Below are 12,792 nucleotides of genomic sequence, written 5' to 3'. Positions count from 1 at the left end.
GGCTCACGCTCCCCGTACCCGATGACCGAACAGACCTGACGGTCTGACCACCAGCATGATCAGGACAAGCACGAACAGTGCGAGGGCGCCTTTCGATCCTCCGAGATAGACGGCTGAGAATGCCTCCACCATGCCGACGATGAAAGCCGCAACGGTTGCACCGCCAATGCTTCCCAGGCCGCCAAGGATGACAATGAGGAAGGATGTCGCCAGCACGGGATCGCCGACATGCGGCGCAAGCGACAGGATCGGCGTGACCAGCGCGCCGGTGAGACCCGCAAGTCCGGTGGCCAGCGCAAACGCGGTTGGAAACAGAAGTTTGGGACGCAATCCCTGCGCCGTGGCGACTGCACGGTCGTCAGCAAGCGCACGCAGGGCACGGCCGAAATCGGTGTGGTAGATCAGGGCGTAGATCAAGAGGATCCCTACAAGACAGACAACAAGGACCACGAGATTCTCGATCGGAACGTAGAATCCGTGCCCGCGAAGGACGCCGGTCAGGGGAAAGCTGAACGCAGGCGACTGCGGTCCAAACAGCACCAGGAAGCCGCTCGACATCATCAGATAGAGACCCAGCGTCAGCATCAGCGTTGCCAAATGATCGTCGATCACGCGATCGAGGACGAAGCGTTCGAACAGATAGCCGAGCGCCGTCGTGCCGAGTGCGGCTGCGATCACCGCCAGCGCATAAGGCACACCAAGATAGGTCACCGCCGAATAAGCGAGATAGCCTCCGAGCACGTAGAAGCCGCCATGGGCGAAATTGACAACGCCGAGAATGCCGAAGATCAGGGTGAAGCCGAGGGCGAGCAGTGCATACTGCGCGCCCAGGCTGATGCCGATGAGGCCAGTGGCAACGATGCCTTCCACAGGAGCTCCGCTACTTGCCTGTGGCCGCTTCGACCGGAACGATCGGCTGCAATTGGCCATTGGTGACAAGTCCCACGCCGAAGGGGAACGACAGCTCCTGGTTGATGCCGAAGAATGCCTGGCCGATCCAATGGCCTGAACCAATATTTGGATCGTCTACGGGCAGTCCACGTAGAGCCTGGGCCACCTTTTCGGTGTCGGTGATCGTGCCCGCTTTGGCGATTGCCTTCACGACCATGCGGGCGCCGGACACCCACTGGAAGAACAGATTGTTCTCAGGCCGCTCGGCACCGAACAGCTTCTTGTATTCGTCGGCGATCAACTGAACTTTCTCGTCGACCAGAACCGGTTCGTACCAATAGAAGTCCTTCAGCACGGCGTCGCCGCCGGCGACGCGGGAGATCTCGCCATAGCCCGGACCACCGAGGCGCCCGATTGGTCCTTCGAAGCCGGCTTGTCGCAATTGCTTGACCATGATGCCGGCGTCGCCGGGCGGCGAGGACGCAAGATCCACAGCCTCCGGCTTCGCGTTCATGATGCGCGTCACGATCGGCGCAAAATTGGTGGTGCCGCGCTGGTAGTATTCCTCGGTCGCGGCGATACCGTTCTTCTTGTAGGCGTCCGCATCGACGCTTGCGATATCGGTGCCGCCCTGATCGTTCGGAGCGACGAGGACAACGCTCTTGATGCCGAATTTCTGCTTGGCGATCTTGATGATCGGATCGGCCCATCCCGACGGACCAGGACCGACATGGAACACCAAGGGCCATTGCGGACCGAGCGCATCCTTGGCGTAGCCATTGCCCATCACCAGCATTGAATTGCGCTTGCCGATCGGCTTTAGCCCGGTGAGTTCGGGTGAACCGATGGGTCCGATGATGAATTTTACGCCCTGCCCCGCGAGCGTATTTGCCGCGGCAGCGGCGCCCTCGGCAGTGTACTTGCTATCGATTGCGACGACACTGACCTGACAGGGTGCGCCATCGATCTTGACCAGACGGTCGCGATTAGCCTCCGCCGCGACGAACTCCACCGCACCCTTGAGTGCGAGCCCCCACTGCGCAGCCGGTCCGGAAAGCACACCGACGACGCCGAGTTTAAGCTCCGGTTCAGCGGCCAGTGCGGACGGCCGGGACGCGACACTTGAAGCGCCGATCGCAGCGCTGGCCAACAGCAGGTTACGACGCGTTATCTCCATTCCATCCTCCCCGTTATGGATCGTTTCATTTATTATGCCGCTGATGCTCATCACGAGGCACAGAGACCTCGCTTTGGGCAGCCGCGCCATCACCTCGGAGAGAGGACGCGACTATCCAGCAAATATTTGATTTTACTTAGATATATTTCTACGAAGCATCTCGTGCTGGCGAAATGCGCGTTCGGCACGAGTATTGACGTCCTTCCCTACGATTGTTCTTCCAGCACTTGGTTCGAATTATGCGCAGTTATCCATGTGCTGTCAATGAAACGATTTAACAGAATCGTCAAGGTATCGCGCAATCAGATCGATGTCGCCTGGCCGTACCTCAGGGATTGGGTTCAGTGTGGCAATGCCGGCGCCTGAGCTCGGCGCCACCGGTGAGAGCGCCACAGGACCGTACTTGTCGTAGACGCGCCGAGCCGGGTGTACAGCACAGTGGTCTTGGCACCACGACCTGCGTCGATGCCGCCTTCGGCAAACCAGGCAAGAATATCGCCGCCGAAGGTAGTCATGATAGGCTCACCCAAGCAGCAGGATGCCCCCGGCAGCGCGGTAGCCAACGCAATTGTACCAACTTCATGTCGATATCTTCGAGGTAGAGGCGCGTCATTGCTTGCGCATGACGGCGTTCTTAAACATCGCCAATGGCACCGTTGGCCGTTCCCCCAGGATCAGATGAACGGTTTGCCGCCTGTGACTGCGATGGTGGTGCCGGAGGTGTAGCTCGACAGGGGATCGGCCAGCATCACATAAGCGGTAGCCAGTTCGGCCGGCTGCCCTGCCCGCCGCATCGGCACCTGCTTGCCGAAGTTCTTCACGGCGTCCTCGGGCATGGTGGACGGGATCAGCGGCGTCCAAATTGGACCAGGCGCGACCGCGTTCACGCGTATGCCCTTCTCAGCGAGCATCTGCGCCAGTCCGCCGGTGAAATTCTGAATCGCGCCCTTCGTCGTGGCGTAAGCCAGCAGGATGGGATTCGGCATGTCAGAGTTCACCGACGCCGTATTGATGATTGCGCTTCCCGCCTTCATAAGCGGCACCGCCGCCTTCGCGAGATAGAACATCGCGTGGATATTCACCTCAAAAGTGAGCTGCCACTCTTCGTCGCTGATGTCGCCAATATCGCTGAACGTTGCTTGGTGCGCGGCGTTGTTGACGAGGATATCGATGCCACCGAGTTCGCTTGCCGCGCGGCTCACCACATCCCGGCAATGCTCTGCATTTCGGAGATCCCCTTCGACTAGGATGGCCTTGCGCCCCTCCTTCTCGATGAGTTGTTTCACGTCCTGAGCGTCTTCCTTCTCGTTGAGATAGGCTATCAGGATGTCAGCCCCTTCGCGCGCGAACGCAATGGCTATCGCGCGGCCAATTCCGCTGTCGCCGCCGGTTATGATGGCCTTTCTTCCCTGCAGCCGACCGGACCCTTTGTAAGTCGCTTCGCCATGATCTGGCCGCGGCCTCATCGCTGCCGTGGACCCCGGCATTTCCTGCTTCTGAGCGGGATATGGCGGTTTTGGATAGTCGATCATGTGTGCCTCCTGTCGAGCGCGCTGAGCTGCGGTCTCTTGCTTCCGGAAGGCAGTACGCTGCGATCGAGCCGGTGATCAGGATGTGGACCGATGCCGATAGACGCACCGGTGATGACGGCAAGCTGTCCCATGAGCATGTCAACTTCCTCAACTTGAGAGCTTGCCGCTCAACGGCCGTGGTGACCGGTCGTTCCTATTTGCTTCCGCCGCTTCACCGCAGCGCGCGCAGCAAGAAATCGAATGGTCGTTAGCAAGAATCGCCGGCGCTCCGACTTTAGAGTTTCATCCGGCAAGCTGAAGAAGAGCGAGCGAATCGTCGCGCCCTTCACCATCATTTGCGGCCGGTGCGAGCACTTCTCGGTATGCGAGACCACCAATCGCAAACGGCATCTGGCCGACAAGGTGTCCGGAGCTCGATCCGCGACCTTCGTTCCTCTTCATGCCTTCGGCGGTTCCCACGGCCGGCCGAGGAACCTTGCTCCACGACATCGATTACGAGTCCGACGTCTCCCGTTTCCACCAGATCGAACCATGCGGATAGCGACGCTTCTTACCGGTCTCGCGATTGCTGTGGCGGGATGCCAACGGGAGGAACGACAACTCCGGCTCGATCCACCGATCGCGGAGGCGCTCGACAAAGTAGCGCTGATGCCGAACGGCATCAGCGGCGCGCCGCCCAACGTGTATTTTGCGCTGGAGAAACCGTACGAGACCAACGCCTACAATCTCAGCCAGGGCAAGCGGCTTTACTCTTGGTTCGGATGCAAGACCTGCCACGGCAATGGCGAAGGTGGCATCGGACCCGCCTTCCTCGATGGCTGGTGGTACTACGGCCCCGACATGGTCTCGATCTTCGCCTCGATCCGCGATGGCCGGCCGCACGGTATGCCGGCCTATCGCGACAAGATGACGACCGATCAGATCTGGCAGCTTGCAGGCTACGTGCAGACGATCGGCTCCTATGCCGGCAAGACGGCCGCGCCGAGCCGCAGCGATGAAAAGCATACGCGCCCTGCGGAAAATCGCGCGCCCGCAAAGATTCAGTTCGATCAGGGACCAACGCCGCTGCATCCGGATCAGGGGCCTACGCCGTGATGCGACGCGCGACCAGACTTGCGTGGGTCGTGACACCTGCAGTCCTGCTGGCGGGTTGCGACGGCTGGCAGTCGGCGCTGGATGCGCATGGCACATCTGCGGTCAGCCTGAAGCAATTGATCATCCTGATCGTGGCGGTCTGCTCCGTGGTCTGGATGCTGGTGATGATCGCGCTGATCATGGCCCTATGGCGCAATCGCCGCGAGCGTCCCCTGCCGGTCACGCCGCAACCTTCGACGCAGAGGCGCATGACGGCCACCGTCATCGCCGCAGTCGCCGCCACGACCGTCGTCATCAGCGGTTTTACCATCATGAGCTTCTTTGCGACACGCGCGCTGGGCATCGGCGGCAACGACGAGCTGACGATCAAGGTGCGCGGCCTGCAATGGTGGTGGAGCGTCGAATATTTCGGCGCGCGCTCCGAGGAACGGTTCGAGACCGCCAATGAGATTCACATTCCCGTCGGTCGCAACGTGCGTTTCAAGCTCGAGGGGCTCGACGTCATCCACTCCTTCTGGGTGCCGAGCCTGGCCGGCAAGCAAGATCTCGTCCCGGGCCGAGCCAACGAGCTGATAATTCGCGCCGAAAAACCCGGCATCTATCGCGGGCAATGCGCGGAGTTCTGCGGAATGCAGCATGCGCATATGGCGTTCCTGGTTATCGCGGAAAGTCCGGACGAATTCGACAAATGGATAAATGCACAGCGGCAGCCGGCCGTCCAACCATCCGAAGAAGAGCTCGCCGGCGGCCAACGAACGTTTCTCGAGAAGCCATGTGCGGCCTGCCACACTGTTCGTGGCACGGCGGCATCGGGCACGACCGGACCGGATTTGACGCATGTCGGCAGCCGCAAGTACATCGCCGCCGGCCTGTTCGAAACGACACGGGGATCGCTCGCAGCGTGGATCGCTGACCCGCAGACGATCAAGCCAGGCAATAATATGCCGATGGTGCCGCTCACGCCCGAGGAGCTGCGCGCGGTCTCGGCCTATCTGGCGAGCCTGAAATGAAGGCGAACATCACCGGGCCAGCTACGCGCGACACCGATCTCGAGCGAAGCCAGCTGGAGGCTGAGCTCGCAGAAACTTGGAAAACGCCTTCCGGTTTGTGGGCTGCGCTTGCGACCGTCGATCACAAGATCATCGGCCGGCGCTACATCCTGACGGCCTTCGTATTCCTCGCGCTTGGCGGAATCCTCGCCGCGCTGATGCGCATCCAGCTCGCACAGCCGGAAGCGCGCTTGATCGGTCCGGACCGCTACAACCAGATCTTCACGATGCACGGCGCGAACATGATGTTCCTGTTCGCTGTGCCCGTGATGGAAGCGATGGCGGTGTATCTGGTGCCGCTGATGCTCGGCACGCGCAATATCGCCTTTCCTCGGCTGAACGCGTTTTCCTACTGGATCTATCTTGCCGGAGGCACGCTGCTCTGGCTTTCCTTTGCGCTCGACATGGCTCCCGATGTCGGCTGGTTCGCCTATGTGCCACTGTCCGGCCCGCAATATGGCGCCGGCAAGCGCGCCGACATTTGGGCCCAGATGATCACCTTCACCGAGCTCTCGGCGCTCGCCGTGGCAGTCGAGCTCGTTGTGACCATCTTCAAGCAGCGCGCGCCGGGCATGACACTCGACCGCATTCCCGTGTTCGTCTGGGCAATGCTGGTAACCGCGTTCCTTGTCATCATGGCGATGCCGGCAATCATGGTCGCGAGCACCAGCCTGATCCTCGACCGGCTCGTTGGCACGCACTTCTATAACCCCGCCGAAGGCGGTGACGTACTGTTGTGGCAGCATTTGTTCTGGTTTTTTGGCCACCCCGAGGTCTACATCATCTTCCTGCCGGCGGCTGGCATGGTCTCCACCATGATCGAGCCGTTCGCGCGCCGTCCGGCCTTTGGCTATCTCGCACTGGTGATGGCGCTGATCGCCACCGGCATCCTGTCGTTCGGGCTGTGGGTCCACCACATGTTCGTGGCCGGATTGCCGAGGCTCGGCAACAGCTTCTTCACCGCCTCCAGCATGGCGATTGCGATTCCCGCCGGCGTCCAGGTCTTTTGCTGGATCGCGACGTTGTGGGATGGCAAGCCCGTGTTCGCGACGCCGCTGCTGTTCATCATCGGATTCATCGTCACCTTCGTGATCGGCGGCTTGACCGGTGTGATGGTTGCGTCCGTGCCGTTCGACACGCAGGTGCACGACACCTATTTCGTCGTCGCGCATTTCCATTACGTGCTGATCGGCGGCGCCGTCTTCCCGCTACTCGGCGCCGTCCACTATTGGTTTCCCAAGATCACGGGACGCATGATGAGCGAGACGCTCGGGAAATGGTCGTTCTGGCTGATCTTCGTCGGATTCAACCTGACATTCTTTCCCATGCATATCCTCGGTCTGCAGGGCATGCCGCGCCGGATCTACACTTACCAGCCGGACATGCCATGGCATGGCATCAACCTGTTCGTCAGCTTGAGCGCGATTATCCTGGTTGCCGGCTTCCTGATTTTCTTCCTTAATGCCATTCGCAGTGCACGGTCCGGATCAGTGGCCGACGACAATCCCTGGGCGGCGCCGACCCTGGAATGGGCCACGCCCTCGCCACCGCCAAGCTACAACTTCGCCCGCGTGCCGGTCGTGAGCGGCTCCCACCCGCTCTGGGACTGTAGCGACGGCCTCGCCGTTGCGAACGGTTTGCGCACCGACCGGCGCGAACTGGTCGTCACCTCGCTCGTCGCTGCCGAGCCGCAGGCGCGCGAGGCTTCGCCGCGGAATTCGATCTGGCCATTGTGGGCGGCGATCGCGACGACCGTGATGCTGATCTGGTCGATCTTCTCGCCGTGGGCAGTGGTCTGGGGTTCGATCCCGATCTCGATCACCCTCATCGGCTGGTTCTGGCCGAAGAGCATCCCAGAGGACGAATCATGAAGGAGAGAGTCGCGCTCGATCTCTCAAAGCTCCCGTTGCACGGAATGGGAACCGCCAGCGTCACCTGGTGGGGAACGCTCGCCTTCATGCTGATCGAGGGCACCGGCTTCGCGCTCGTCATCGCGGTCTATTTCTATCTCATGAGTCTGGCTGCGACCTGGCCGATCGATGCGCCGAAGCCCGACCTGCTGCCGGGCACGCTGGCGACGCTGATCCTGATAGCAAGTCTCGTTCCGAACGTCTTGATGTCGCGCTGGGCGGAGCAACAGGATCTCGGAAAGATAAGAATCGGAATGGTCGTGATGTCGCTATTCGGCGTGGCGCCGCTGATCGTGCGCATCTTCGAGTTCCCCGCACTTGGAGTGAGCTGGGACACCAACGCCTATGGCTCGATCGTTTGGACGCTGCTCGGTTTGCACACGACCCACATCATTACCGATCTCGTCGATACGCTTGTGCTCACCACGTTGATGTTCACACGCCACGGCAACAATACAAGGCGGTTCGGCGATGTGCAGGACAACGCGATGTATTGGAACTTTGTCGTCGTCACCTGGCTTCCGATCTACGGCTGCATCTACTGGATCCCGCGGCTATGACCACGTCAACGATGATGTCCCATCTTCTGCTCTGGGCCGGCCTCTGGCTCGCGCCGCTCGTCTGGGCCGTGAACATGCAGCTCGGACAAATCCTGCCTTATGCCGACTGCCGGTCGCAACTGCACGCAACCGCCGCCGCGTCGCTGATCGGCGCCACGATCGCTGCCCTTTCCGGTCTCGCCTCATGGCGATCGGCGCGACCGTCATCGGCGGATGCTGGTGCGCCCGACGAAACAATTTCCTTTGCCGGCAATCTCAGTGGCCTTGCCGCGCTTGTCTTCACCTTTGCCCTGATCATGCAGGGCATCGCGTCAATGATGCTGACCGGATGCGAAAAGTAGCCGTTTCCCTCCTTGTATTGCTGTTGGCAACGTCGGCGCACGCCCATGACGTCGAGCAGCCGATCGCTCGCGCGAGTTGGACATTCGATCCCTGGATCGTTGCCCCTCTTCTCACGTTCGGCGGCATCTACGCCATTGGTGCGCTGACGCTGTCCCGGCGGCGGGGATGGAATGGCGGCAGGCGGAGCTGGCGTGATCTCGCCTGCCTCGTCGGCTGGCTCTCCCTTGCTGCTGCCCTGGTTTCGCCGCTGCACTGGCTCGGCGAACGTCTCTTCACGTTTCACATGATCGAACACGAGATCATCATGGCCGTGTCGGCGCCGCTGATTGTTATCGCCCGGCCGGTTGGGACATTGTTGTGGTCGCTGCCGCGACGGGCCCGTCTGGCCATGGGCCGCCTTATGCGGCAGCCCGTCACCCGCGCGGCATGGAACTGGCTGAGCTCCGGCCGCAACGCCACCCTGCTGCACGGCGTTGCAATCTGGGCGTGGCATGCGCCGGTGCTGTTCGATGCCGCAGTGGCCGATCCGCTGCTGCATCGGCTGCAGCATCTCAGCTTCTTTGCGACGGCGGTGTTGTTCTGGTGGTCGGTATTCCGCCGCAGCGAGACCGGCGCGGCCGCCTGGCACGTATTCGTCACAATGCTACACACGAGTGTGCTTGGCGCGCTCATGGCGCTGGCGCCGCGGGTGCTCTATCAGCAGCAAACGGCTGCGGCTGCCTCATGGGGCCTGACACCGCTGGAGGACCAGCAATTGGCCGGAATCATCATGTGGGTGCCGGCAGGGACGATCTATGCCGGGGCCGCGCTGGCGCTGATCGGGATCTGGATCAACGGGGCGGGCAAGACGGCAGGACAAGCCGATGTGGTCGCTCCCTAGACTTTACGTGTGGGCACTCGCATTGGCAGCGACCTGCCCCGCTGCAACTATCGCGGCTCAGCTTGCGTGGAACTCGCAACATCAGACGGAGAGGGTTGCCCGTGCGATGACCGGCGGCGATCCTTCGCACGCACCGGAAATCATGCGCCGCTATGGCTGCACGGGATGCCACACGATCCCGGGAGTTGCCGGCGCCGACGGCCAGGTCGGCACACCGCTCGCAGGCCTGCGCGGCCGTGTTTACATTGCCGGCGTGGCGACGAACTCGCCCGATAACCTGGTGCGGTGGATCGTTGCTCCGCAGGCCTTCTCGCCGCGCACGGCCATGCCGGCCACCGGAATCACCGAGGCCGAAGCGCGCGACGTCGCCGCCTATCTCTACGCCCGGTGATCAGGAATTGTGTCACGGCTTTGGTGTCGGTCGCGCTGCTAGCGATTTGATATAGAGTGCGACCGCCTCAAGATCGCTCTCGGGCAACATGGCGGTGTTGGTGACGACATCAGCCATTGAGGATCCAACGCGCCCGTGGTCGGGCGTTTTCCCGCTCCGGAGCATCTCGATCAGATCCTGTTCCGACCAATGGCCGATGCGCTCGGGGGTGATGTTTGGGTAATAACCGGCGCCCTCCGGATCCTGGCCACCGGCATAGCGCGTCTTCGTCTTGATGCCGCCGAACATGTCGCGCGAGGAGTGGCACTCGGCACAGTGTCCGATTGCTTCCACAAGGTATCGGCCCCGATTCCATTTCTCGTCGCGAGCAGGATCCGGCTCGAGCGGGCCGGGCCTGAAATAGAGAATTTTCCAGAATCCGACGAAGCGACGAACGCTGAACAGCGAAGCTAGTTCGTGTGCAGGCGGCCTCCCCTTGACCGCCGGCAACGTCCGCAAATACGCCATCAGGTCAGCGACGTTCTGCGGCTCCATATGCGTATAGCTCGCATAGGGAAATACCGGATAGTAGTGGCTCCCGCTCGGAGAAAGGCCACTGAGCAGCGCGTTGGCGAGGTCCTTCGTCTGCCAGTTGCCGATGCCGTCCACCGGGTCCATCGAGATGTTCGGTACACGAAATGTCCCATAGGGCGAGGCGAGAGCAAGTCCTCCGCCCAAGCGCAGTCGATTAGACTGTCCCGGAGACGCATGGCACGAAGCACAATCGCCCGCAGCAAAAATCAGCCGGCCTCGCGCGGCATCGCCGCCCCTGTCCGCGAACCACGCGAGATCTGCGGATGCGAAAAGCTGTGGCAGGGTGATCAACCAGGCGCCAACGGCGAGAACCGTTGCGACCGCAATTCCTGCGCTCATCCATATACGTACGCGCATCTTGCCCTTGCACGGCGGTCTCCCGGCGGCACTAACGCCTCCGCTTTCGCCGTCGTTCCCTTACGTCTCCATGCACCGCCTGGCGAGACATCGACGAGATAGTCGGTTGCGCGGGGTAAATAGGAACTTTCAGTTTCGTCACGAGTCGACCTTTGGAACTGTGAAAACGCTGTTCACCTTCGAGGGCTCAGAGGTCCGATCGAGTAACACAGATTAATCCACACCAGCCTCTGCAGCGCGGAGGTGGTGCGGATGCGGGATTATTATGCAAACAGGATTTGCCTTCTCGAAATTCGCAGACCGCCTTGCCAGCATAATCGAACTGTCATCTGACGATCTCGATCTGCTCGCGAGAATGCCGACCAGTATCAGCCATCTTGGTCCCCGCCACCGTCTCCACAAGGGCGATCAGCCCAGCCATTGCTGTTTACTCCTACAGGGCTATGTTTGCTACCAGGATGCCGAAAGCCGCGATGGCCAGATCACGTCGATCTACGTGCCTGGCGACCTACCCGATCTCCACACCGTCTATGACGGCCGGGTCGATCACGAATTGCTCACGCTCGGCTCCGCCGTGGTCGCATCCGTGCCTCACAGATATTTTCGCGAGATATCCGTCCTATCGCCATCGATGTCGCGCGCACTATTGCGTTTACTGTTGGCTGACGCCTGCTGCTTGCGGAATTGGATCGTCAATCTGGGAAGCCGGGATGCAATGACGCGAGTCGCACACCTGTTCTGCGAAATTACAACCCGCCTCCGCGCCGTCGGCCTTGCCAAGGATTTGAGGATTCCGTCTCCGTTCACGCAATCCGATCTGGCCGCCGCCTGCGGCATCTCCGCCGTTCATGCCAACCGAATCATTCAGGAATTGCGCCGGAGCAATCTGCTACGGTGGCAATCGAAGACGATCACGATCACCGACTGGAACGGCCTTGTTCGGCTGGCCGGATTTAATCCCGATTATCTGCGGCTGCGGGAATACAACAACATCGAAAACATCGAACAGGAGTCAGCGCTGGCGACCACCATCGACCGCAGTTCCATTGTCGACGCGTTGCTGCCTTAGGCTGGGTGATCGGCCAGTTCGTCTTGGTCCTTCGCTCTTACCTGCTCGAGGAGCGCTAGCCGGACCTCTCGGAGGACGCTCGACCAGTCCCCGGGAGCTGACTGTCGAAACAGCCGCAGGCTCGGATACCATAACGTCCTGTTGCCGAAAGCAGGCCACCGCCAGTCGCAATCGGAATGCAGCAGCACCCAGGCTTCGCAGCCGAGCGCCCCCGCCAGATGCGCAACGATGGTATCGACACAGACCACCATGTCCAGTTGCTTGATCGTTCGGCCGAGTGTGGCGATGTCCGGCGTGCTGATGTCCGCCGCACCGATCTCGGCCGCTTGCGCGGCCGCAGGACCTCGTTGCAGCGAATAGAGGTTTACGCCGTCGCCGTTGAGACGCCGCAACAAGCCCGCCGGTATCGCACGCCGCTTGTCCCAGTCGCCGACCTCCCAGACCAGGCCTACCGTCAGCCCCTCGCCGCTCCGGCATATTGTCCCGCCGTCACGCTCGGGCAATGTCAGATAAGGCTTCCGTATGGCGATCGAGCCCTTCCCAGCCCTGATCGCGTGAGGAACCTCCATGATCTCGATGTCGACGTCGAATTCGGCGTCAGGTGTACCATCATGAAGCGGCATCGCGCGGTCGACGCCGTTCGCCCGCTCCAGCAGTGGTAGCAGTTCGGGCTGACACCAGAGCGTCACTTCGCGCGCGACGGCACGAAGCGCCGGCATGAAGCGGACAAACTGGATGGTGTCGCCGAGACCATGGTAGCAGCGGACCAAGACCCGCTTGTCGCGGAGGTCCTCCCCGCGCCAAATCCGTTGCAGATGGCGCGGTCCGGTATGCTTCTCAGGGCCGAGGCGGCACAAAACCGCCAGATCGCGATCGTTGATCGCCCAAGCACGCTCGAAGTCCCCCGTCCGCATCGCATCGGTCCAGCTTTCTTGCGATTCGTCCGCCGGCGACAAATCGGCTGGG

Annotated in this window: 14 protein-coding genes and 1 pseudogene; 9 read left to right on the top strand and 6 right to left on the bottom strand. The window is 61.4% G+C overall.

Translation table 11 applies throughout. The annotated features are described in order from the left end of the window. Positions 1-3: 3 nt before the first annotated feature. The 4 genes from I6F35_RS13515 to I6F35_RS13500 form a co-directional block, all read right to left on the bottom strand. Positions 4-870, bottom strand: a complete 867-nt coding sequence (locus I6F35_RS13515; protein ID WP_225118159.1) for a branched-chain amino acid ABC transporter permease — start codon at positions 868-870, stop codon at positions 4-6. A 10-nt stretch (positions 871-880) separates the two neighbouring features. Next, entirely contained in the window at positions 881-2,068 is a 1,188-nt protein-coding gene (locus tag I6F35_RS13510) for an ABC transporter substrate-binding protein (protein ID WP_225118158.1), read from the bottom strand. 341 nt (positions 2,069-2,409) lie between these two features. Beyond that, a complete protein-coding gene (locus I6F35_RS13505) occupies positions 2,410-2,583 on the bottom strand; it encodes a filamentous hemagglutinin family protein (protein ID WP_249792511.1) in 174 nt (57 codons plus the stop codon). A 159-nt stretch (positions 2,584-2,742) separates the two neighbouring features. Then, positions 2,743-3,600 carry an SDR family oxidoreductase gene (locus I6F35_RS13500; RefSeq protein WP_225118157.1) on the bottom strand — a complete coding sequence of 286 codons (858 nt, stop codon included), beginning with the start codon at positions 3,598-3,600 and terminating at the stop codon, positions 2,743-2,745. 288 nt (positions 3,601-3,888) lie between these two features. Between I6F35_RS13500 and I6F35_RS13495 the strand changes: the two are divergent. The 8 genes and pseudogenes from I6F35_RS13495 to I6F35_RS13460 all read left to right on the top strand — a co-directional run. Beyond that, positions 3,889-4,023: pseudogene (locus tag I6F35_RS13495) on the top strand (glutathione-dependent formaldehyde dehydrogenase); the annotation flags it as partial. 108 nt (positions 4,024-4,131) lie between these two features. Further along, positions 4,132-4,695, top strand: a complete 564-nt coding sequence (locus I6F35_RS13490; RefSeq protein ID WP_225118265.1) for a cytochrome c — start codon at positions 4,132-4,134, stop codon at positions 4,693-4,695. Continuing rightward, complete coding sequence (gene coxB, locus I6F35_RS13485; RefSeq protein ID WP_225118156.1) at positions 4,695-5,705, top strand: cytochrome c oxidase subunit II; 1,011 nt, start codon at positions 4,695-4,697, stop codon at positions 5,703-5,705. The genes I6F35_RS13490 and coxB overlap by 1 nt, the downstream gene beginning before the upstream one ends. Next, positions 5,702-7,615 (top strand): cytochrome c oxidase subunit I, encoded by a 1,914-nt coding sequence (gene ctaD, locus I6F35_RS13480; RefSeq protein ID WP_225118155.1) that lies wholly within the window; start codon positions 5,702-5,704, stop codon positions 7,613-7,615. Before coxB ends, ctaD begins: the two co-directional genes overlap by 4 nt. After that, on the top strand, positions 7,612-8,214 hold the full coding sequence (locus tag I6F35_RS13475; protein WP_225118154.1) for a cytochrome c oxidase subunit 3: 603 nt from the start codon (positions 7,612-7,614) through the stop codon (positions 8,212-8,214). The genes ctaD and I6F35_RS13475 overlap by 4 nt, the downstream gene beginning before the upstream one ends. After that, positions 8,211-8,555 carry a hypothetical protein gene (locus I6F35_RS13470; protein WP_225118153.1) on the top strand — a complete coding sequence of 115 codons (345 nt, stop codon included), beginning with the start codon at positions 8,211-8,213 and terminating at the stop codon, positions 8,553-8,555. Before I6F35_RS13475 ends, I6F35_RS13470 begins: the two co-directional genes overlap by 4 nt. Continuing rightward, entirely contained in the window at positions 8,543-9,436 is an 894-nt protein-coding gene (locus I6F35_RS13465) for a cytochrome c oxidase assembly protein (RefSeq protein ID WP_225118152.1), read from the top strand. The genes I6F35_RS13470 and I6F35_RS13465 overlap by 13 nt, the downstream gene beginning before the upstream one ends. Further along, the gene (locus I6F35_RS13460) at positions 9,420-9,827 is read left to right on the top strand and encodes a c-type cytochrome (protein WP_225118151.1); all 408 of its coding nucleotides are present in this window, start codon (positions 9,420-9,422) and stop codon (positions 9,825-9,827) included. Before I6F35_RS13465 ends, I6F35_RS13460 begins: the two co-directional genes overlap by 17 nt. Before the next feature lie 12 nt (positions 9,828-9,839). On the opposite strand, the gene I6F35_RS13455 is transcribed toward I6F35_RS13460, so the two are convergent. Further along, a complete protein-coding gene (locus tag I6F35_RS13455) occupies positions 9,840-10,757 on the bottom strand; it encodes a cytochrome c (protein ID WP_225118150.1) in 918 nt (305 codons plus the stop codon). 265 nt (positions 10,758-11,022) lie between these two features. Here I6F35_RS13455 and I6F35_RS13450 point away from each other — a divergent pair, with 265 nt between their 5' ends. Beyond that, complete coding sequence (locus tag I6F35_RS13450; RefSeq protein WP_225118149.1) at positions 11,023-11,826, top strand: Crp/Fnr family transcriptional regulator; 804 nt, start codon at positions 11,023-11,025, stop codon at positions 11,824-11,826. Here I6F35_RS13450 and I6F35_RS13445 read toward each other — a convergent pair. Further along, positions 11,823-12,782 carry a hypothetical protein gene (locus tag I6F35_RS13445; protein WP_225118148.1) on the bottom strand — a complete coding sequence of 320 codons (960 nt, stop codon included), beginning with the start codon at positions 12,780-12,782 and terminating at the stop codon, positions 11,823-11,825. The genes I6F35_RS13450 and I6F35_RS13445 overlap by 4 nt on opposite strands. Between the last annotated feature and the right edge of the window lie 10 nt (positions 12,783-12,792).

Origin of the sequence: Bradyrhizobium sp. BRP22 (assembly GCF_020194175.1) — a bacterium.
Taxonomy (GTDB): Bacteria; Pseudomonadota; Alphaproteobacteria; order Rhizobiales; family Xanthobacteraceae; genus Bradyrhizobium.
This window is presented reverse-complemented; position numbering and strand designations above follow the sequence as displayed.